The organism is Streptomyces sp. CA-210063 (assembly GCF_024612015.1).
Lineage (GTDB): Bacteria > Actinomycetota > Actinomycetes > Streptomycetales > Streptomycetaceae > Streptomyces.
The window spans coordinates 8,832,818-8,853,684 of record NZ_CP102512.1 but is presented as its reverse complement, the minus strand read 5'-3'; the positions used below and the strand labels follow the sequence as shown (position 1 = coordinate 8,853,684).

At 72.3% G+C, this 20,867-nt stretch carries 20 protein-coding genes; 11 read left to right on the top strand and 9 right to left on the bottom strand.

The window, feature by feature from the left end; genetic code table 11:
• Nucleotides 1-73: 73 nt before the first annotated feature.
• Nucleotides 74-1,597 carry a hypothetical protein gene (locus tag JIX56_RS38745; RefSeq protein ID WP_257547731.1) on the bottom strand — a complete coding sequence of 508 codons (1,524 nt, stop codon included), beginning with the start codon at nucleotides 1,595-1,597 and terminating at the stop codon, nucleotides 74-76.
• 72 nt (nucleotides 1,598-1,669) lie between these two features.
• Nucleotides 1,670-2,365 carry a GntR family transcriptional regulator gene (locus JIX56_RS38740; RefSeq protein WP_257547729.1) on the bottom strand — a complete coding sequence of 232 codons (696 nt, stop codon included), beginning with the start codon at nucleotides 2,363-2,365 and terminating at the stop codon, nucleotides 1,670-1,672.
• 184 nt (nucleotides 2,366-2,549) lie between these two features.
• On the opposite strand from JIX56_RS38740, the gene JIX56_RS38735 reads away from it, so the two are divergent.
• From JIX56_RS38735 to JIX56_RS38715, 5 genes are all read left to right on the top strand, one after another.
• Nucleotides 2,550-3,869 (top strand): MFS transporter, encoded by a 1,320-nt coding sequence (locus tag JIX56_RS38735; RefSeq protein ID WP_257547727.1) that lies wholly within the window; start codon nucleotides 2,550-2,552, stop codon nucleotides 3,867-3,869.
• Nucleotides 3,870-3,949: 80 nt separating this feature from the next.
• The gene (locus JIX56_RS38730; protein WP_257551356.1) at nucleotides 3,950-4,747 is read left to right on the top strand and encodes a putative hydro-lyase; all 798 of its coding nucleotides are present in this window, start codon (nucleotides 3,950-3,952) and stop codon (nucleotides 4,745-4,747) included.
• Nucleotides 4,748-4,800: 53 nt separating this feature from the next.
• Nucleotides 4,801-5,559, top strand: a complete 759-nt coding sequence (locus JIX56_RS38725; protein ID WP_257547725.1) for a LamB/YcsF family protein — start codon at nucleotides 4,801-4,803, stop codon at nucleotides 5,557-5,559.
• Nucleotides 5,556-6,167 (top strand): 5-oxoprolinase subunit B family protein, encoded by a 612-nt coding sequence (locus JIX56_RS38720; protein ID WP_257547724.1) that lies wholly within the window; start codon nucleotides 5,556-5,558, stop codon nucleotides 6,165-6,167. Before JIX56_RS38725 ends, JIX56_RS38720 begins: the two co-directional genes overlap by 4 nt.
• Nucleotides 6,164-7,036: a biotin-dependent carboxyltransferase family protein gene (locus tag JIX56_RS38715; RefSeq protein ID WP_257547722.1), complete on the top strand. Its 873-nt coding sequence runs from the start codon at nucleotides 6,164-6,166 to the stop codon at nucleotides 7,034-7,036. Before JIX56_RS38720 ends, JIX56_RS38715 begins: the two co-directional genes overlap by 4 nt.
• A 43-nt stretch (nucleotides 7,037-7,079) precedes the next feature.
• Here the strand turns inward: JIX56_RS38715 and JIX56_RS38710 are convergent, their stop codons facing one another.
• The 5 genes from JIX56_RS38710 to JIX56_RS38690 form a co-directional block, all read right to left on the bottom strand.
• Nucleotides 7,080-7,928: an SGNH/GDSL hydrolase family protein gene (locus JIX56_RS38710; protein WP_257547720.1), complete on the bottom strand. Its 849-nt coding sequence runs from the start codon at nucleotides 7,926-7,928 to the stop codon at nucleotides 7,080-7,082.
• Nucleotides 7,925-9,085, bottom strand: a complete 1,161-nt coding sequence (locus JIX56_RS38705; protein WP_257547718.1) for a glycosyltransferase — start codon at nucleotides 9,083-9,085, stop codon at nucleotides 7,925-7,927. Before JIX56_RS38705 ends, JIX56_RS38710 begins: the two co-directional genes overlap by 4 nt.
• Nucleotides 9,082-10,212, bottom strand: coding sequence for a glycosyltransferase family 4 protein (locus JIX56_RS38700; RefSeq protein ID WP_257547716.1), 1,131 nt, complete (start codon nucleotides 10,210-10,212; stop codon nucleotides 9,082-9,084). Before JIX56_RS38700 ends, JIX56_RS38705 begins: the two co-directional genes overlap by 4 nt.
• A gap of 139 nt (nucleotides 10,213-10,351) precedes the next feature.
• Entirely contained in the window at nucleotides 10,352-11,770 is a 1,419-nt protein-coding gene (locus tag JIX56_RS38695; RefSeq protein WP_257547715.1) for a HEAT repeat domain-containing protein, read from the bottom strand.
• Nucleotides 11,771-12,072: 302 nt separating this feature from the next.
• Nucleotides 12,073-12,465 (bottom strand): ankyrin repeat domain-containing protein, encoded by a 393-nt coding sequence (locus tag JIX56_RS38690; RefSeq protein WP_257547713.1) that lies wholly within the window; start codon nucleotides 12,463-12,465, stop codon nucleotides 12,073-12,075.
• 270 nt (nucleotides 12,466-12,735) lie between these two features.
• On the opposite strand from JIX56_RS38690, the gene JIX56_RS38685 reads away from it, so the two are divergent.
• Both JIX56_RS38685 and JIX56_RS38680 read left to right on the top strand, forming a co-directional pair.
• Entirely contained in the window at nucleotides 12,736-12,930 is a 195-nt protein-coding gene (locus tag JIX56_RS38685) for a hypothetical protein (protein ID WP_005485586.1), read from the top strand.
• Between the two features lie 39 nt (nucleotides 12,931-12,969).
• Nucleotides 12,970-14,523 carry a hypothetical protein gene (locus JIX56_RS38680; RefSeq protein ID WP_257547711.1) on the top strand — a complete coding sequence of 518 codons (1,554 nt, stop codon included), beginning with the start codon at nucleotides 12,970-12,972 and terminating at the stop codon, nucleotides 14,521-14,523.
• Nucleotides 14,524-14,822: 299 nt separating this feature from the next.
• Here the strand turns inward: JIX56_RS38680 and JIX56_RS38675 are convergent, their stop codons facing one another.
• Complete coding sequence (locus JIX56_RS38675; protein ID WP_257547709.1) at nucleotides 14,823-16,322, bottom strand: SCO1417 family MocR-like transcription factor; 1,500 nt, start codon at nucleotides 16,320-16,322, stop codon at nucleotides 14,823-14,825.
• Between the two features lie 64 nt (nucleotides 16,323-16,386).
• Between JIX56_RS38675 and yczE the strand changes: the two genes are divergently transcribed.
• From yczE to JIX56_RS38655, 4 genes are all read left to right on the top strand, one after another.
• Nucleotides 16,387-17,133 (top strand): membrane protein YczE, encoded by a 747-nt coding sequence (gene yczE, locus JIX56_RS38670; RefSeq protein ID WP_257547707.1) that lies wholly within the window; start codon nucleotides 16,387-16,389, stop codon nucleotides 17,131-17,133.
• Nucleotides 17,130-17,897, top strand: a complete 768-nt coding sequence (locus tag JIX56_RS38665; RefSeq protein WP_257547705.1) for a glycerophosphodiester phosphodiesterase — start codon at nucleotides 17,130-17,132, stop codon at nucleotides 17,895-17,897. The genes yczE and JIX56_RS38665 overlap by 4 nt, the downstream gene beginning before the upstream one ends.
• A 40-nt stretch (nucleotides 17,898-17,937) precedes the next feature.
• On the top strand, nucleotides 17,938-19,302 hold the full coding sequence (locus JIX56_RS38660) for an MFS transporter (protein WP_257547703.1): 1,365 nt from the start codon (nucleotides 17,938-17,940) through the stop codon (nucleotides 19,300-19,302).
• Nucleotides 19,303-19,579: 277 nt separating this feature from the next.
• Nucleotides 19,580-19,954 (top strand): RNA polymerase-binding protein RbpA, encoded by a 375-nt coding sequence (locus JIX56_RS38655; protein ID WP_003977404.1) that lies wholly within the window; start codon nucleotides 19,580-19,582, stop codon nucleotides 19,952-19,954.
• A 279-nt stretch (nucleotides 19,955-20,233) separates the two neighbouring features.
• Here the strand turns inward: JIX56_RS38655 and fxsA are convergent, their stop codons facing one another.
• Nucleotides 20,234-20,827 carry an FxsA family membrane protein gene (gene fxsA, locus JIX56_RS38650; RefSeq protein ID WP_257547701.1) on the bottom strand — a complete coding sequence of 198 codons (594 nt, stop codon included), beginning with the start codon at nucleotides 20,825-20,827 and terminating at the stop codon, nucleotides 20,234-20,236.
• Nucleotides 20,828-20,867: the final 40 nt, after the last annotated feature.

Here is a 20,867-nt window from a genome sequence, read left to right as displayed (position 1 = left end):
GGGGCGCGGGGAACTGCGCGACCAGCCACAAACAACCTGCAGCCGAACGCGAACCCGCAGCTCAACGGCGCTCTCACGCAGCCTCCCGATCGGCTGCCATCCCCGCCGCATCCAACAAAGCCATCCCCACGATCAAATCCGCCCCACCGAACTCGGGATCGTCCAGCTCCGTCCCGTCGTCCACGGCGAACAGCAGCTTCTCCTCCCCCTGCCGATAAGCCGTACCGACCGGCGGACTCGCCGCATGCACGGCCAACAGGGCGACCAGATAAGGCAGTTCCGCATCCTGAAGCCGCGCCTCCGCCAACAACCCGGACAACCTCCGCGGCGCGTCGGCCGGCAGATCCAACAGCTCCTTCGCCGCCGTCAACTGCTCCTCACTGAACCGGCTGTCGTCGGGCGTGGCGATCAGATCCGGCTCCGGCATCTCCGCCCCGAGGTGCTCCCGCTCCACCGGCGGCGTGAACAGCAGATCGACAAGGTCCCCCACCCGCACAGACCCCGGTGTACGCAACCCCGTCCCACCGGCGAAGAACGCGTCGGTCACCTTCCGCGCCTGCTCCACCGGCAGCGGCAGCAGGGGCGCGACCAGATGCCCGTACAGATCTATCCCCGACGTCGTCATCGGCGTGGCGAAGGCCTGCCGGTCCTGTTCCGCGCGGAACAGCGGACCGGCCTCCAGCAGCCGGGACTGCAGCTGAGTGTGCCGCCGGATGCAGTCCTTGACGATGTCGACGAGCTCGGCGGCGCGCCGCTTGTGCTCGGGGTCCTCGGACTCGTCACGGGCCTTGCGGATGTTGGTGAGGATCGCGTTCTCGTGGCGGTAGCGGTCGGCGACGTGGTCGAGCGCCTCGGCGATCATGTCGGGCACGGTCTGGAGCCAGTCGACCGCGCGGACATTGCGCCGGGTGGCGTCCAGCGCCTTCCTGAGCGTCTCCGAGTACTGCACGGTCCGGTAGCGCGCCTGCTCCGCGGCGAGCTGGGCGTCGGCGAGCCGGCCTCGGCTGATCAGCACCTCGAGCTTGACCTCGGCGGCGATCTGGGCGCTGGTGACATCGGTGTCGAGGGCACCCACGAGGACGTTGACGGCCTCGTCGGTCGTACGGAGATAGACGCCGCCCCCGAAGCCGGGGACCTCCTCGATCAGCTTGAAGTCGTAGTCGCGGCGCACATACGTGCCGTCGGGCGCGAACGTTCCGTATACGGCCCGGAAGCCGCGGTCGACGCTGCCGACGTTGATCAGGTTCTCCAGGACCCAGCGGGCCACCCGCTCGTGCTCCTCGACGGGGCGTCGCGGGGCCTGGGCGGCGATGCGGGGGATGAGGCGGGCGACTATCTGGTCGTGGTCCGCGCCCGTGTCGAAGTCCATGTTCAGTGTGACCAGGTCGATGGCGGCGAGGGCTACCTCCGCCATGCCGTACACCGAGTACTCACCGGCGAGGTTCGCCTTGCGGGCGTCCAGGTCGTGCAACGGCGCGGTGCAGGCGAGCGCGCGCAGCCGCCGCGCCAGTCCCTCGTCGGCGGCCGGGCCCAGCGCGGGGCGCGGCCCCGCGCTGAGCTGGGGCGGAACGCTGTCCGTCGATGCGGGTGAAGTCACGGTGCACAGACTAGGTCCTGGGTCTGACAACGACCCAAATCGTTCCGTCGGGGCGAGGCCGGGACCGGCGTCTCAGGAGACGTCGGCAACCCGTCGCCCGTACACCTCGACCAGCCCCTTCAGCGAGTCGTCGAGATACTCCGCCAGCATCCGCTCGGCCTCGTCCCGCTCCCCCCGCTGCAGTGTCTGCAGGAGCAGCAGGTTTCGCGCCAGATACGGCTCGTACAACTTGCGTGGATTGTCCACCACGTGGAACGCGAGCCGGAGTTCGGCGAAGACGCTGCGCATCAGCTCGTCGGTGCGGGCGCTGCCGGCGAGGGCGACCAGTTCGCGGTGGAAGTGGATGTTCGCGGTGGACACACCTTTCCAGTCACCTTCGCGCGCCTCCCGCTGCCCCTCCGCGACGGCTTCGGCGAGCCCGTCGAGTCCGTACGGCGGGGCACCGAGGCCGCGTACGACGGCGCACTCGACGAGGCGGCGGGTGCGGTAGATGTCCTCGACGTCCTCGACGGTCAGCACCCGTACGAAGACGCCGCGGTTGAGCTCGTGGACGAGGAGCCGTTCATGGGTGAGCAGGCGGAACGCCTCGCGGAGGGTGTTGCGGGAGACGCCGAGGGCGCCGCCGATGCTGTCCTCGGACAGTCGCGTCCCGGGCGGGAAGAAGCCCTCGGCGATCCGGCTTCGGAGGATGTCCGAAACCCGCTCGGCGGTGCTGGTGCGCCCGAGGAGGGCGCGGTCGTCGGCAAGTCCGGTCAGTTCGGCGGCCATGCCCGGAATTCAACCGCAGACACAAGAACGAAACAACATAGGTATTGAGGGATCGTTCAACGATCCTCTACCTTGCTGGGCAGGCGTCCTCCGCTCGGCTCCCGGCGCCGACCGCTCCCGCACGGCACGGCAACACGGCACGACTCAGTCCCTACGCACTCTCCTCCCTCACTGCGAGGTGCCCATGAGCACGACCCCTCCCGCCCAGTCCCTGACCTCCGCCACTCAACCCGCCCCGGGCGAACCGGCCTCCGACGACGGCGCGTTCGGCTGGCTGCGCGCCCTCGGCCCGCGCGGCCGCCGCGCCTTCGGCGGCGCGTTCGGTGGCTATGCGCTCGACTCGTACGACTACTTCACGCTGCCGCTGAGCATGGTCGCGCTCACGGCCTACTTCGGACTGGACAACGGCCAGTCCGGGCTGTTCACCACGGTCACGCTGGTCGTCTCGGCGATCGGCGGCGCCGTCGCGGGCGTCCTCGCGGACCGGATCGGGCGCGTGAAGGCGCTGATGATCACCGTGATCACGTACGCGGTCTTCACCGTGGCCTGCGGCTTCGCCCCCAACTACGAGACGCTGCTGGTCTTCCGCGCCCTTCAGGGGCTGGGCTTCGGCGGTGAGTGGGCGGTCGGCGCGATCCTGGTCGCCGAGTACGCGAGCGCCAAGCACCGGGGACGTACGCTCGGCGCGATCCAGAGCTCCTGGGCCGTGGGCTGGGGACTGGCCGTGATCGTCTACACGATGGTCTTCTCCTTCTTCGACGACGACCTCGCCTGGCGCGTGATGTTCTGGACCGGCGCGCTCCCCGCACTGCTCGTCATCTGGGTACGCCGCTCGGTCGAGGACGCCCCGGAGGCGGCGGCCGCGCGGGAGAAGAGCGCCGAGAGGGGCTCGTTCGCCGCGATCTTCCGGCCGGGCACGGCCACCGCTCCCGGTCTGCTGCGCACCACGGTCTTCGCGGTGCTGCTCTCCACCGGTGTCCAGGGCGGCTATTACACGCTGGCGACCTGGGTGCCCACCTACCTGAAGACGGAGCGGGGTCTGTCGGTCGTGGGCACCGGCGGCTATCTCACGTTCCTGATCTCCGGCGCCTTCATCGGCTACCTCACCGGCGGCTATCTCACCGACCGGCTGGGCCGCCGGCGGAACATCTGGCTCTTCGCGGTGCTCTCGGCGCTGTGCATCCTGGCGTACGCGAACATCCCGAGCGGCGCCAACACCCTTCTCCTGGTGCTCGGTTTCCCGCTCGGTTTCTGTATGTCGGCGATCTTCAGTGGCTTCGGCTCGTTCCTCAGCGAGCTGTACCCGTCGGCCGTCCGGGGCACCGGGCAGGGCTTCACGTACAACACCGGGCGGGCGGTGGGCGCCGTCTTCCCCACCACGGTCGGCTTCCTGGCCGACAGCTGGGGCGTCGGCGGCGCGCTGATCTTCGGCGCGATCGGCTACGGCCTGGCGGCGGTGGCCCTGTTCGGCCTTCCGGAGACACGCGGAAAGGAACTGGTGTGAACCACGTGACCACCCAGGACCGTCCCCGATCCCGCACCGACCAGGACCGTCCTCCGGCCCCCACCGCGCAGGACCGTCCCTTGACCTTCGTCGACCCGCACGCGCGCGCGTGGACCCCCGAGAAGGCGCGCGCCCGGTTCCGCTCGGGTGTGGCGGGGCCCACCGCCGGGGTCGCCGCCGGGCACACCCAGGCGAACCTGATCTCGGTGCCCGCCGACTGGGCGTACGACATGCTGCTGTTCTGCCAGCGCAACCCCAAGCCCTGTCCCGTTCTGGACGTCACGGACGCCGGTGCGTGGACGACTCCGCTCGCGGAGGGCGCGGACCTGCGCACCGATCTGCCGCGCTACCGGGTGTGGGAGCACGGTGAGTTGGTGGACGAGCCGACGGACGTGGTGGACGTCTGGCGGGAGGACCTGGTGTCGTTCCTGATCGGGTGCAGCTTCACCTTCGAGTGGGCGCTCACCGAGGCGGGCGTCCCGATGCGCCACATCGAGCAGGGCCGCAACGTGTCCATGTACGTCACCGGCCGTCAGTGCCGGCCCGCCGGGCGCGTGCGGGGCCCGATGGTGGTGTCGATGCGCCCGGTGCCGCCCGAGCATCTGGCCGCCGCGATCCGGGAGAGCAGTCTCTTGCCGGCCGTGCACGGAGGCCCGGTGCACTGCGGCGAGGCGGCGGGCCTCGGCATCGCGGATCTGTCCTGCCCGGACTTCGGCGACCCGGTGGACGCCGAGCCGGACGACATCCCGGTGTTCTGGGCCTGCGGGGTGACGCCCCAGGCCGCGGTGATGGCCTCCCGCCCGCCCTTCGCGATCACCCACGCACCGGGCCAGATGTTCCTGACCGACGCCCGCGACGAGCAGTACCGCGTGGCCTGACCCCCGGATTCCGGCGGTCACCGGCCGACGGACCGACCAGCAGAATGGGACCCATGATCTCCATCGATCTCAACGCCGACCTCGGCGAGGGCTTCGGCCGTTGGACGCTGACCGACGACGAGCGGCTGCTGTCCGTCGTCACCAGCGCCAATGTGGCCTGCGGCTTCCACGCAGGGGACGCGGCCACCATGCGGCGGGTGTGCGAGCTGGCGGCCGAGCGCGGGGTACGGGTCGGGGCCCAGGTCTCGTACCGCGACCTGGCGGGGTTCGGGCGGCGCGCGATGGACGTGCCGCCCGCCGAACTGGCGGCCGAGGTGGCCTACCAGATCGGCGCCCTGGAGGTCTTCGCGCGCGCGGCGGGCACGCGCGTGTCCTACGTGAAGCCGCACGGCGCGCTCTACAACCGCGTCGTGCACGACGAGGAGCAGGCGGCGGCGGTGGTCGACGGGGTGCTCCTCGCCGACGCCACGCTCCCCGTCCTCGGCCTGCCCGGCTCGCGCTTCCTCAAGGTGGCCGAGGCGGCCGGGCTGCCCGCCGTCACCGAGGCGTTCGCGGACCGCGCGTACACCGACCAGGGCACTCTGGTGCCGCGTGGTCAGGACGGTGCCGTGATCACGGACGCCGACGCCGTGGTCGAGCGGTCGGTCGGCCTCGCGGGCGAAGGCACCCTCACGTCCCACTCCGGGGAGCGCATCCCCGTCCGCGCCCGCTCCCTCTGCCTGCACGGCGACACGCCGGGCGCGGTGGAGCTGGCCCGGCGGGTCCGGGCCGAGCTGGTGGCCTCGGGGGTGCGCGTGGAGGCGTTCGCATGAGGGCCTTGCCGGTCGGGGACCGCGCGCTGCTGATCGAGGTGGGCACGGGGGAGGAGGCCGAGGCCCTGCACGCCGAGCTGCTGCGCCGCCGCGCGACGGGCGACCTGTCGGCGGCCGAGATCGTCCCCGCCGCCCGTACGGTCCTCCTGGACGGCCTCGACGACCCGTCCCGCCTCGCCGAGCGCCTCGCCACCTGGGAGGTACCGCCCGTCCCCGCGCGCGCGGAGGACGTCGTCGAGATCCCCGTGCGGTACGACGGCCCCGACCTGTCGGACGTCGCCGCCCACTGGGGCGTGGACGCGGCCGAGGTGGCCCGTATCCACGCGGCGGCCGAGTTCCGCGTGGCCTTCTGCGGCTTCGCGCCCGGCTTCGGCTACCTCACCGGGCTGCCCCGCGAGGTCCCGCGCCGGGCGACCCCGCGTACGGCCGTCCCGGCGGGTTCGGTCGCCCTGGCCGGCCCGTACACCGGCGTGTACCCGCGCTCCTCCCCCGGCGGCTGGCAGCTGATCGGTACGACGGACACCGTTCTGTGGGACCACGCGCGCGTGCCCGCCGCTCTGCTGGCGCCGGGCACCCGGGTCCGCTTCACGCCCATGGCGGCCCGGTGACCGACCGCGCCCTCGCCGTCGTCCGCTCCGGTGCCCTGACCACCGTCCAGGACCTGGGCCGCCCCGGACACGCCCACCTCGGCGTGCCCCGGTCGGGCGCCCTCGATCCGCCGGCCGCGGCCTTGGTCAATCGTCTGGTGGGCAACCCCCCGGACGCGGCGGTCCTGGAGACCACCCTCAACGGCTGCTCCGTACGCCCCCGCTCGACGGTCACCGTGGCCGTCGGAGGCGCCCCCTGTCCCGTCACCGTGGACGGCCGCCCGGTGGCCTGGGGAGCGCCCGTACGGGTCCCCGGAGGGGCGGTGCTGGACATCGGGGCGGCGCGTTCCGGCGTACGCGGCTATCTGGCCGTCTCCGGGGGCGTGGCCGTGGATCCGGTGCTCGGCAGCCGCTCCACCGACCTGCTGTCGGGCCTCGGTCCGCCGCCGCTGACGGACGGCACCGTGCTCCCGCTCGGCCGCCCGACGCATGTCCACGCGCGCGTGGACGTCGTCCCGCATCCCGCGCCGCCCTCGGAACTCGTCCTGCGTGTCACCCTCGGCCCCCGCGACGACTGGTTCACGGACGCGGCACTGCGCACCCTCACCAGGCACCCCTACACCGTCTCCTCCGCGAGCAACCGCATCGGGCTGCGCACGGAAGGTCCCGCCCTGGAACGTGCCCGGCCGGGGGAACTCCCCAGTGAGGGGATGGTGCTGGGCGCCGTCCAGGTGCCGCCGGACGGCCGCCCGGTCGTCTTCCTCGCCGACCATCCGACCACCGGGGGCTACCCGGTGATCGCCGTGGTCCACCCGTCGGACCTGCCCGGCGCGGCCCAGGCCACGCCGGGCACACCAGTGCGGTTCGTCGCCGTACGACACCGCCGCTGACCAGCGGCATCGAACCGCTGCCCACCACTCCTCCGGAGCCGCCTCACGCCACCTCCGGCCGCTGGTCCGGTACGGCCAGTGCCGCCAGGGCCGACGCCACCGCGTGGGAGGCGGACAGGTCCAGCCGGGCGCTGGTGCCGCGGGCCTTGTGGCGGACCTCGGCGGCGGCGAGGGTGAGGAGCTGCGGGAGCAGGTCGGTGCAGCGCCGGGCCACCCAGCCCGTCCCCGCGGTGGCCAGCCACCACAGGCTGGCACTGCGCGTGGGCACCGGGAACTCGGGCTCGGTGGAAGGCGCGGGTCCCGTCGCGATCCCGGCTTCCGTGAGCAGCGCGTGGAAGCGGACGGCGAGCTGGCGGTGCCCCCGCTCGCCGGGGTGCAGCCGGTCCGCGCTCCACATCGCGCGGTCCGTCAGCCAGGCGCCCTCCGAGGCGTGCAGATGGACCGCCCCATGGCGCTCGGACAGGGCGTGCACGACCGTGTTGACGGCCCGCTGCCGCCGGGCGAGCGGCCTGGCGAGGGCGCCGGGCAGGCCGAGCATCGCCCCGGGGTCGGGCAGACACGCGGTGAGCAGCACCACGCCCCGCTCCCGGAAGGCCCCGTAGACCTCGTCGAGGCGGGCGGCGACGGCGTGGATGTCGAAGGTGCAGCGCAGGGTGTCGTTGACGCCGATGACGACGGAGGCGAGGTCCGGGCGGAGCGCGAGCGCGGCGGAGAGCTGCCGGTCCAGCACGTCGCGCGTCTGGGATCCGCTGACCGCGAGGTTGGTGAACTCCGCCCCGGGTCCGAGCCCGCCGGCGAGCAGCGCGGCCCAGCCCCGCCAACCGCCTTCGACGGGGTCGCCCACGCCCTCGGTGAGGGAGTCGCCGAGGGCCACGAACCGCGGGGATCTCATCCGACGCCCTCCCGCACCGGGCGCCCGACGGTCGCGTCGTGCGCGGCGAGGAACGCGTCCACCGCGGTCTGCCAGCCGAAGCACTCGGCACGCGCGCGTGCCGCCTCCCGGCGCTCGTCCTCGGGCCGGTCCAGCAGCAGCTCGACGGCGTCCGCGAAGGCGTCCCCGTTGTCCGCCGCCGTCGCCCCGGCCGACCCGATCACCTCCGGCAGCGCGGACGAGGAGCTGGCCACCACGGGCGTACCGCAGGCCATGGCCTCCAGCGCGGCGAGGCCGAACGTTTCAGCGGGCCCGGGGGCCAGGGCCACATCGGCGGAGGCCTGCAGGGCGCCCAGCATGTCGCGGTCGCCCACATGTCCCAGGAAGGTCACCGGCAGCCCCTTCGCGCGCTGTTCGAGCCTGCCGCGCAGCGGTCCGTCCCCGGCGACGACGAGCACGGCCCGCCGTCCTCGCCGCACCAGCGCCTCCAGGGCGTCGAGGGCGGTCCCGGGCCGCTTCTCGACGGACAGCCGGGAGCACATCACCAGCAGAACGTCGTCCACGCGCGCGTGCCGCTCGCGCAGCCCCGGGTCCCGCAGAGCGGGGTGGCGTCCCACGAGGTCGACGCCCAGCGGGGCCCGTACGACGTTCCGGGCGCCGATCCGTACGAACTCCCGTTCCGCGAACTCGGTCGTGCAGACCACCCGCGAGTAGGTGTGGGCCGTACGGACGTTGAGGGCGTCGGAGGTCCGGCGGGCCATCCCCTCGGAGAGGCCCCAGGTCCGCAGCACCCCGTCGGCGGTCTCGTGGGAGACCATCACCGCGCGCACCCTGGCCCGCCGGGCCCACTTCCCCGTCCAGCGCAGCGTGGTGCGGTCGGAGACCTCCAGCCGGTCGGGTTCCAGCGACTCCAGCAGGTTGGCCACCCGCCGCTTGTCCATGAGGACGCGGTAGCCGCCGGTGCCCGGCAGCAGCGGCCCGGGCAGGGTGATGACCCGCCCCTGCTCCGTCTCACGGTCGGTGTACCGCTCACCGGGCACGACGAGCACGGCCTCGTGCCCGGCCGCCTCGAACCCCTTGCCCAGCTCCCGCAACGCGGTCCGCAGCCCGCCCGAGGAGGGCGCGACGAAGTTGGCGAGCCGTACGATCCGCAGCCTCTGGGAAGCAGTCCCGCTCATGCCGCCACCACCGTCCGCGCCGCCAGCACATCGGCGTAGTGCCCGATGAGCTGATCGCCGACGGCCGCCCAGGTGCGCCCCTCGACCATGGCTCGTCCGGCGGCCCCGTACGCGATCCGCAGCCCCGGATCGGCGGTGAGCGACCATACGGCGTCGCGTACGGCGGCCGCGTCGCGCGGCGGGACCAGCAGGCCCGTGCGCCCGTGGGCGACGAGGTCCAGCGGGCCTCCGGCAGCGGGCGCCACCACGGGCACCCCGCTCGCCATGGCCTCCTGCACGGTCTGGCAGAAGGTCTCGAAGGGGCCGGTGTGGGCGAAGATGTCGAACGAGGCGAAGATCCGGGCGAGTTCGTCGCCGGTGCGGCGGCCCAGGAAGACGGCCCCGGGCAGGACCTCGCGCAGCCCGGGCTCGCTGGGTCCGTCGCCCACGACGACGACGCGTACGCCGTCCAGGCCGCACACCCCGGCCAGCAGTTCGATCTGCTTCTCGGGGGCGAGGCGGCCGACGTAGCCGACGATCAGCTCACCGTTCGGCGCCAGTTCGCGGCGCAGCGCCTCGTCACGCAGCTCGGGGCGGAACCGGGCGGTGTCGACGCCGCGCGGCCACAGGCTGACCCGGGGCACGCCGTGTGCCTCCAGGTCGCGCAGGGCCGCGCTGGACGGGGCGAGGGTGCGGTCGGCGGCGGCATGCACGGAGCGGATACGCCGCCAGGCCGCCGCTTCGCCCGCGTGCACGTAGGTGCGGGCGTATCCGGCGAGGTCGGTCTGGTAGATGGCGACGGCGGGGACACCGAGGCGGGCGGCGGCCGCCATGCCCCGCACGCCGAGGACGAAGGGGCTGGCCAGGTGGACGATGTCGGCCCGGTGCTCGACGATCGCCGCCGCCACGCGGCGGCTGGGGAGGGCGACACGGACCTGGGGATAGCCCGGGAGCGGAAGGGAGGGGACGCGGACGACGGGGCACGGCGCCTGAAGATCGGCACCTGCTCCGGTGCCCTGGGCGGTGGCCGGGGCCACGACGAGGGGGGCGTGCCCCCGCGCGACGAGGTGTCGCGCGGTCTGCAGGGCGCAGTGGGCCACGCCGTTCACATCCGGGGGAAAGGACTCGGTCACTATGACGACACGCATACCCGTGTTGTCGTCGTGCTGGACGTGGCCGCGTCAACGTGGATCTTTCCGGGCGGGGAACGTCCCATGAGCGTTGCGCTGCGCACATGCCCAGGTCAGGCCCTGTCCACGTCCTGCTGATCTCCGAGTCACCCGATGTTCACACTGCGGGCATGTCAGGGCCGATTCGGCTGCGTACGGCTGTCTGGACCTCGGCCTCCTCGGCCGGGTCGGCGGCCAGTCGGCGAAGTTGGTCGACGACTCGCGCATCACCCGTCTCGGCGTACCGGGCGGCGATCTCGCGGGTGGTCTCCTCACAGTCCCAGAGGCACTCGACGGCGAAGCCGGCCGGGAAGGTGGGGTCGGTGGCGGCGAGCGCGCGGGCCGCCCGGCCGCGGAGGTGGGAGGAGGCGGTCTCGCGGTAGATGTGGCGCAGCACGGGCGCGGCGCAGACGATGCCCAGACGGCCGGTGCCGTCGACGAGCGTCCACAGGGTCGGAGCGTCGGGCCCTTCCCCGCGTACGGCCTCCCGTAGCGCCCCCAGCACCAGGTCGCTGTCCTTGGCTCCGCCGAGACAGGCGAGCATGCGTCCGGCGGCGGCGCCCAGCGGGTCGGGCCGGTGGACCCAGCCGCGCGCCCGGTCGACGGCGGCCATGCTGCGCATCCGTTCGAAGGCGGCGACGGCGGCTTCCACGACCATCGTCGTTCCGTCGGTCACGGCGCCCTCGATCAGGTCGAGGGCGTCGGGATCGTTGCCGTCGGCGAGGTAGCGAAGGGCGGTGCACCGGGCACCGTCGTCACCGGATCGGGCGGCCAGAAGAATCTCGGGCCGGTCCTCGGGGCCGGCGACGGCCGTGAGACACCGGGCGGCCGGCACATGGAGGACGGCTCCGCGTTCGATGCCCTGCTGGGCCCACTCGAACACGGCCTTGACGCTCCACCCCGGCCGGGGCCCACTTGGTCGCATCTGGCGCTGCCAGCGGTCGAAGCAGCCCGTCTCCTGGGCGGCACGCACGCGCGTGGCGATCGCTTCGCGGGGATCGTCGGCCCACAACCGCCAGGGCCGGGGTTCGAAGGCGTCGCGGACGGCGGCGGCCAGTTCGGCCTCGCCCTCCGGGTCGGTGGTGAAGCGGGCCAGGACGGGTTCGGCGAGGGCGCGCAGCCCTTCGTCGTCGTCCCTGAGCGCCAGCTCGTCGAGGGCCCAGGCCCAGCTGGTGCCCACGGCGGCGTACCTGCGCAACAGTGCGAGCGCGTCCCGCCTGCCGTACGAGGCGAGGTGCCCGAGTACCGCGAGGGCCAGCCCGGTGCGTGACTCGTCGGTGTCCAGCACGTCCTCGGCGTCGAAGAGGTGCCGTTCTATCTCGTCCAGCTCGCCGTGCAGGTCGAGGTAGAGACGGGCGTAGTACAGGGAGCGGTTCTCCACCTGCCAGTCGTGGCGGGGGTCGCTCAGCACACACTGGTTCAGTGCCGCGAGCGCCTCGGCCCGCGGGGCGGTGAGCGCGTGCAGGGTGCCGTCGCCGCGGCCCCGCTGCAGCAGACCGAGCAGCGTACCGCTGGGCGCTATGACCGGTTCGAACATGGGAAACAGCCTCACATCAAGCGTCGACGCAACCGGGGATCGTGCACTACCTGGCCGCGTGACAACACGTCGGGGCGCCCGCCGTCTCTTGCTTGCTGTAGACCATCTTCCTCTGCCTCTCGTCGGTGGCCCATGCGGACCGCGTCACGGTCCACGCGGTGCGGCAACACCTGCCCAGCCATCATGTCCGTGATTCACGACGTCATGATGACCCGGCGGTTCTTCCTGCCGCGACCGAAATATCCGGCGGCCCCGTACCGCCTCCCCCGTCTTTCGTTTTTTACCTGGTCAGAACATGTGGATCAGCGTGCTGCGAACAGTTGGAGCAGTTCGGTCCTGCCGAACATCCGGGCGGTGTCGACCGCGTTCGGAGTGCCCGTGAGCGGATCGGCCCCGGCGTCCAGAAGGACCCGGATGACGCTCTCCTCGCCCTTGAAAACCGCCCCGGCGAGGGGAGTCTGGCCTCGGTCGTTGACACGGTCGGCCTCACCGCCACGGGCCAGGAGGGCCCGTACCGCGTCGGCGTGGCCGTGATACGCGGCGAGCATCACGAGCGAGTCGCCGCGGTCATTGGTGAGGTCGGCCGGAACACCCGCGTCGACGTACGCCACGAGCGCCTCGGTCTCGCCCCGCCGGGCCAGATCGAAGATCTTGGTCGCCAGCTCCACGACCTCCGGGTCGGGGGCTTCGCTCATCGCCGGGACCACCTCTCACATGCGCGCACGAGCCGAACGGGTGAATCGCCAGGGTACTGGCTCCTCGCGCACATGCGCGGACAGAGCCGAGGCAAAGATCACATCGAGTCCCGCCGGGCGCAACAGCCCAGCTCGGACGGCCCAACGCCGATTCGGCCACCCAGGTGAAATCGACGGAATTTCACCCAGTTGCACCTTTTATCGTATGGATACATGCTGTGACCTTGGAAGAACTCATGGTGACTGTCCCCATCAACCAGGAGAGCCAAAATGATCCTCAACATCTCAGGCGTCGTCCTGCTCGGCGTCATCGTCTTCCTGTTCTTCCGCAAGGACGGCCTGAAGGCCTCGCACTGCATCGTCGTCACCCTCTTCGGCTTCTACCTCGCCAGTACGGGTATCGCCCCGAGCATCACGGCGGGCGGCGAGAGCCTCGCGAGCCTCCTCGGTGGGATCAAGTTCTGATCCCGTCCCCCCATCCGCACGCACCTCCAGGAGACAGCCGTGGTCCGGGCCCCCCTCCCCCGCATTCTGAGCAGCGGCACCGCGCACCTCGCCAGGAGCCGGGAGCTGGCCCGGACGGCGGCCGACGGCGCCACCGACGTCCTCCACCCGCTGATCACGATCACGCGTGGACTGCGCCGGCTGGCGGCGGCCGGGCGGCGCAGGTGGGCCGAGACCCCGAAGGACCGGCGCGGGTCACTGCTCTTCCTGGCGGCCTCGGTCGTCCTGGTCGTCACCCTGGTGCCGTACGGCCCGCTGCTCGCCGCCATCGCCCTGATGGCGGCGGCAGCCTGGGCGGGCCGCGACGGCGCCGCCGAGGACTCCTCCGGCCCGGACGAGTCCCAGACCCAGCGCCTGCGCTCGCTCTACGAGGCCTTGGTCCCGTACTTCTCGGCCGCCGAGGACCCCGAGCCCCTCTATGCGCACGGCGGCGCATGGGACAAGGCCTTCCCCACCTACGCGTTCGACGGCACCGGCCGCGTCAGCCACCTGCTGATCCGCTACCCGGCGTACTTCACGGACGGCGAGGCCGAGGCCCGTGCGCGCATCGAGCACCTGCTGCACACCAAGGCGGGCCGCGGCCGCGAGTACCGCTTCAGCTGGGACGAGGAGGGCAACGAACTCACCGTCACCGTCCTCGCCCCCCTCGGCACCGACATCGCCGCCCAGCGGTTCGTGACGGCGCCGGGCGAGACGGTCCTCGGCTTCACCGACGCGACCGACGTCCAGCGCACCCTGCCCGTCTCCTCCGGAGAGGAACAGCGCGACGAACCGCCGGTCGTCTGGCGCACCGGCGTCCGCTCCACCGAACCGCACCTGCTGGCCGTGGGTGAACCGGGCAGCGGCACGACCACCCTCCTCCGCTCGATCGCCCTCCAGGCCCTCCAGCACGGCGACATCGTCATCGTCGAGGGCGGCGGCAGCGGCGAGTACGCGTGCCTGACCGGCCGCGACGGGGTCCTGGCCGTGGAGTGCGGCCTCTCCGGTGCCCTCGCGAGCCTGGAGTGGGCGTCCCAGGAGACGGAACGCCGGCTGATCGCCACGAACCGCGCCCGCCAGGCGGGCCACCCCGCACCGGACGACGTCGGCCGCCCCCTCTGGCTCCTCCTCGACCGCCCGAGCGTGCTCACCCACCTCGCCACGGCCGACGGCCAACGCGATCCGCAGTCCCTCCTCCAGGTCCCCCTCCGCCACGGCCGCGCGGCCAACGTCACCGTGGTGGTCACCGAGCAGTTCGACCAGCTCGACACCCTCACGGACGCGGTACGCCAGCACACCCGCGCCCGCGTGGTCCTGGGCCCCGCCTCAGCCGACCAGGTCGAATCGGTCCTGGGTGCCCCGCCCGCCACCACCCCCACGCCGGACGTCCCCCCAGGCCGCGGCTACGCCCGCCTGGGCCCCACCCCCTCCCTCCGCCTCCAGGTCCCGGCCACCCCCGACCCCCACGACGAGAACACCCCCGAACCCCACCGCCAGGCAGTCCTGTCCCTCCTCCCGCCCCACACGACACCGGCGGACTCCCTCACGACGAAGGCAGCGGTGGCCGAGAGCTGAGTCGGCAGCCCTCCTGAGGACCGACGCCCACCCTCCCCGCCCGTCCCCACTGCGGGCAGTCGTACCGCCAGGGGCAGCACCGGTAGGCCCAGCGGCACCCCGCCACCGACAACTGCGGGCAGTCGTACCGCCAGGGGCAGCACCGGTAGGCCCAGCGGCACCCCGCCACCGACAACTGCGGGCAGTCCTGCCGCTGGGGCGGCACGGGTGGGCGCAGCGGCACCCGGCCGGCGCCGGTGAGCGACACCCAGCCCCCGCCCCGCACGAGCCGCCGGGCACCCGACAGGCCGGCCCCGCACTCACGCCACAAACGTCCGCGGCCCCTCGCCGCCACCGGACACCCCGTCCCGCACCAACCGCGCCGCCGCAGCCAACCGCACGGCCGCCTCGTCAGCGACCGCTCCGCCCACGGTGAACGGCAGCCGGACATACCCCTCAAAAGCCCCGTCGACACCGAACCGAGGCCCCGACGGCACCCGAACCCCCACCCGCTCGCCCATCTCCGCGAGCCGCGACCCCGACAGACCCCCCGTACGGACCCACAACGTCAGCCCACCCCGAGGCTCCGAGAACTCCCAGTCGGGCAGCTCCCGACGCACCGCGGCCACCAACGCGTCCCGGTTCCCCCGCGCCTGCTCCCGCCGGATCCCCACGGCCTGCGCCCAACCCCCCGTACTCATCAGCCAGTTCACGGCCAACTGCTCCAACACAGGCGTCCCCAGGTCCGCGTACGCCCGCGCCGCGACAAGACTCCGGATCACATCCGGCGCCGCCCGTACCCACCCGATCCGCATGCCCGCCCAGAACGCCTTGCTGGCCGACCCGACCGTGATGACCGTGGACCCCGCCGGGTCGAAGGCACACACAGGCCTCGGCATCCGCACCTCGTCGTCGAGATACAGCTCACTCATCGTCTCGTCGGCGACGAGCACCGTCCCGGCGCCCCGGGCGGCGTCGACGAGCCCCCGCCGCCGGTCCTCGTCGGCGAGCGCGCCGGTCGGATTGTGGAAGTCGGCGACGACGTACGCGAGCCGCGGCGCCGCGTCCCGCAGGACCTGCCGCCACCGGTCCATGTCCCAGCCGGCGAGCCCGTCGGCCATGGCGACCGGCACCAGCCGGGCCCCCGCCTCCCGCATCAACTGCAGGATGTTGGCGTACGACGGCGACTCCACCGCGATCCGCTCACCGCGCCCCGCGAAGAGGTGACAGATGGCGTCCATGGCGCCCATGGCACCCGTGGTCACCATGATCTGCTCGGGCATGGTCGGGATCCCGCGCGCCGTGTAGCGCTCGGCGAGCATGGACCGGAGCGCGGGCAGCCCGGCCGGATAGTCGCCGTGTGTGTGGGCGTACGGCGGCAGTTCCTCCAGCGCGCCCTGCACGGCCCGGGTGAGCCAGGGCTCGGGCGCGGGCAGCGCCGCGCACCCCAGATCGATGATCGAGCCGAGCGCCTCGGGCGGCAGCGGCTCCAGTCCTCGCGCGGGCAGCGGCTTCCCGGCCGGTACGGCGGTCCAACTGCCCGCTCCCCGCCGGGACTCCAGGAACCCCTCCGTACGCAACGCCTCGTAGGCCGCCGCGACCGTCGTACGGCTGACGGAGAGGGACAGCGCCAGCTCGCGCTCGGCGGGCAGTCGGGCGGCCACGGGCACCCTGCCCTCCAGCACCAGCAACCGGATCCCGTCGGCGAGCGCGCGGTAGGCGGGCGGGCGGCGCGTGCCGGGGCCTGCGGGACGCTCCTGCTGCGAGGTGAGCAGCCGCGCGAGCTGCGCCGCACCGACCGCTGAAGTCCACTGCGCCATGATTCCCAGTCCACCTTCCCCGAATTGGCCATGGATGGCATCTCTCTCCAAGCCACAGAGTGTCATGCGTCAGTCCACCGGCACCACCAGGGGGAGAGCCTTGCCCGCACAGCACGAGCCGCCGCACGGGCCACCGCACGAAACGCAACAGATCCCGCCGCACCTTCCACAGCGCCGTCTGGGCCGACGATTGACCCAGCTGTACACCGGCCTCGCGCTGTACGGCACCAGCTCCGCGCTCCTCGTGGAGGCGGGCCTCGGCCTGGAACCCTGGGGCGTGCTGCACCAGGGCCTGGCGGAACTGACCGGCCTGACCATCGGCGTGGTGTCGATCGTCGTGGGCGCGGTGGTGCTCCTCCTGTGGATCCCGCTCCGCCAGCGCCCGGGCCTCGGCACGGTCTCCAACGTCTTCGTGGTCGGCATCGCGATGGACGCCACCCTGGCGCTGGTGCCCGAGACACACACCATGGCCGTACGCATACCCCTCCTGATCGCCGGCATCGTGCTCAACGGCGTGGCGACCGGCCTCTACATCGCGGCCCGGTTCGGTCCGGGCCCGCGCGACGGCCTGATGACGGGACTGCACCGGCGTACCGGCCGCTCGGTCCGTCTGATGCGGACGGCCGTGGAGGTGACGGTGCTGGCGACCGGCTTCGCCCTCGGCGGCACGGTCGGCGCGGGCACCCTCCTCTACGCCCTCTCCATCGGCCCGCTCGCCCAGCTCTTCCTGCGTGTGTTCGCCGTCCCCTCGGAATCCGGCAGCACGGTCGTTGCCACCGGTCCATCGAAGCGAGCCATACTGCCCGGGTGACCGCCCTCATACGCCACCCCTACCTGGACCATCCGGGCCCGATCGCCTTCGCCCACCGGGGCGGGGCGGCGGACGGCCTGGAGAACACCATGACCCAGTTCCGGCGAGCGGTGGAGTCGGGCTACCGCTACCTCGAGACCGATGTGCACGCCACGCGCGACGGCAAGCTCGTCGCGTTCCACGACGCGACCCTGGACCGGGTGACCGACGGGGCGGGCCGGATAGCGGACCTGCCCTGGAAGGACATCCGGCACGCGCGCGTGGCGGGTGTGGAACCGGTCCCCCTCTTCGAGGAACTCCTCGAAACCTTCCCCGACGTCCGCTGGAACGTCGACATCAAGGCGGAGCCCGCCCTCCACCCCCTCCTCAAACTGATCGCCCGCACCGACTCCTGGGACCGCGTCTGCGTCGGCTCCTTCTCCGAGCCCCGGGTCGCCCGCGCCCAGCGCCTCGCCGGCCCGCGCCTGGCCACCTCGTACGGCACGAGCGGCGTCCTGGGGCTGCGGCTGCGCTCCTGGGGCATCCCCGCCACGGTGCGCCGCTCGGCGGTCGCCGCACAGGTGCCCGAGGCGCAGTCCGGGGTGCCCGTGGTGGACCACCGGTTCGTGCGCGCCGCCCATGCGCGCGGACTGCACGTCCATGTGTGGACCGTGAACGAACCGCAACGTATGCACCGGCTCCTCGACCTCGGCGTCGATGGCATCATGACCGATCACATCGACACGCTGCGCAAGGTGCTTGAGGACCGGGGGACTTGGGTCTGACGCCCTCGCGCGGCCCTTCACGGGGAAGCGAGGGGCACGGGTGGGCACCGACACCGTGCGGACGGACGCGGCCGACGAGGCCGAGGGCAGACGGCGCGAGCAGCGCGGCTGGTACTTCTACGACTGGGCCTGCTCCGTCTACTCGACCAGCGTCCTGACCGTGTTCCTCGGCCCCTATCTGACCGAGATCGCCAAGTCCGCCGCCGACGCCGACGGTTACGTGCACCCGCTGGGCATACCGGTCCGCGCGGGCTCCTTCTTCGCCTACTCGGTGTCCCTGTCGGTGATCCTCGCCGTCGTGATCATGCCCCTGGTGGGCGTGGCCGCCGACCGCACGGGCCGCAAGAAGCCCCTCCTGGGCGCGGCCGCCTATGTCGGGGCCGCCGCGACCGCGGGCATGTTCTTCCTCGACGGCGACCGCTACTTCCTCGGCGGCGTCCTGCTGATCATCGCGAACGCGGCCCAGTCCGTCGCGATGATGCTCTACAACTCCTACCTCCCTCAGATCGCACCCCCCGAGGAACGCGACGCGGTCTCCTCCCGGGGCTGGGCCTTCGGCTACGCGGCGGGCTCCCTGGTCCTGGTCGCGAACCTGATCCTGTTCACCGCCCACGACTCCTTCGGCGTCTCCGAGGGCATGGCCGTCCGCATCTGTCTGGCCTCGGCCGGCCTGTGGTGGGGCGCCTTCACCCTGATCCCGCTACGCCGCCTGCGCGACCGTCGCAGCCCGGCGGGCGAGTCCAAGGAGTCCCAGGAGGCCACGGCCCCCGGCCTGCGCCAGCTCGCGGCGACCGTCCGCGACATGCGCCGCCATCCGCTCACCCTGGGCTTCCTCCTCGCCTACCTGATCTACAACGACGGCATCCAGACGGTCATCTCCCAGGCCTCGGTGTACGGCTCCGAGGAACTCGGCCTGGAGCAGTCGACGCTCATCGTGGCGGTACTGCTGGTGCAGATCCTGGCGGTGGGCGGCGCCCTCGGCATGGGCCGCCTGTCCCGCCGCTACGGCGCCAAGCGCACGATCCTCGGCTCCCTGGTCGCCTGGACCGTGATCCTCGCCGCCGGCTACTTCCTCCCGGCGGGCGCGCCGCTGTGGTTCTTCGTCCTCGCCTCGGGCATCGGCCTGGTCCTCGGCGGCAGCCAGGCCCTCTCCCGCGCCCTCTTCTCCCACCTCGTACCGCCCGGCAAGGAGGCCGAATACTTCTCCGCGTACGAGATGAGCGACCGCGGCATGAGCTGGCTGGGCCCGCTCCTGTTCGGTGTGACGTACCAGCTGACCGGAAGCTATCGGGACGCGATCATCTCCCTGGTCGCCTTCTTCGTCCTGGGATTCGCCCTGCTCGCCAGGGTTCCGGTACGCCGGGCGATCAGCGACGCGGGCAACCCCGTACCCGACAGGATTTAGCGCCTGGAGAGAAAGGCTGTAGTGTACGCGTTTGGCCTGCCAGGCGTACCGTTACTGCGCGTCAAAGATGCCGAAACGCTGGGTGACATCTGCTGTCAGATGTGACAAACCGGGCGCCGGTGGGTACGAGATTGGTCAGCAAGACTGCGGCTACGACGGCGACGCATGACCCGGAACGGGACACGCAACGGGAATCTTTACCGCCGACCGGACGTTGACCGGATGACGACGACAGCGACACCTGTCCTGTGGGCGACAAGCCCGGGAGGCACGATTCATGAGTGAGCGAGCTCTTCGCGGCACGCGCCTCGTGGTGACCAGCTACGAGACGGACCGCGGCATCGACTTGGCTCCGCGCCAGGCCGTGGAGTACGCATGCGAGAAGGGGCACCGCTTCGAGATGCCCTTCTCGGTCGAGGCGGAGATCCCGCCGGAGTGGGAGTGCAAGGTCTGCGGGGCCCAGGCACTCCTGGTGGACGGCGACGGCCCTGAGGAAAAGAAGGCCAAGCCCGCGCGTACGCATTGGGACATGCTGATGGAGCGGCGCACCCGTGAGGAACTCGAAGAGGTCCTCGAAGAGCGCCTCGCGGTCCTCCGCTCCGGCGCGATGAACATCGCGGTACATCCGCGAGACAGCCGCAAGTCCGCTTAGCCCGCCCCCTTGGGGGTCAGGCGGAACACACAGCGCAACCAACGACCGCGGGCGCCGTACGCTTCATGTACGGCGCCTGCGGTCGTTGCGTGCGTCTTCAGCAGGGGCGCGGGGAACTGCGTGCGTCTTGAGGGGCGCGGGGAACTGCGCGAGCAACCACAAACAACCCGCACCGACCCACGAATCCGAGCCCCCCAGCGCTGACGCATGGCGGGGTCGAAGGGGCAGCAGCCCCTGGGAATGGGAACGGGTAGGGGCGGCGGGGGCGAAAAGAACCCTTCAACGATTCAGCGGCGGCCGAGGCCCCTCCGGCGACGCGTCACCGGCACCGGCACCGGCATCGTCCCGAATCACCTCACCCGGCACGACCTTGCCGTCAGGCCGATGAATGCGCGCCTGCTGAAAGGCATCCCCGACAGACCCGGCACTCGCCGCACGGATCTTCCGCTCGAAGGTCCGCTCCGTGTAGCGACCCAGCGCCTTCTGCACCGGCGGAATCAACAGCACCAGCCCCACCGCGTCCGAGAGCAGCCCCGGCAGGATCAGCAGCAGACCGCCCAGCATCAGGAAGCCGTTGCCCTCACTCTTGCGGGCGCCGGGCGCGGCCGTACCGCCACCGCCCTGCTGCTGTTGCAGCGTCTCGCTCAGCGCCCGGAACGCCCGCCGCCCGGCCCGCTTCACCACCGCGGAGCCGAGGAGGAATCCGGCGACGAGGACGAGGAAGACGGTCAGACCGCCGGCCGCGCTCGCGACCATGGTGAGCAGCCAGATCTCCAGCACGAGCCACGCCGCGACACCCAACGGCACGAACGTGCGCAGCCGGGAGCGCCGGGGCCGTGCGGGGTACGTCGGGGTCGAAGCGCCAGTCGTCATGCTCCCAGTGTGCCTGGCCAGGGCTCAGCACGGGATAAGG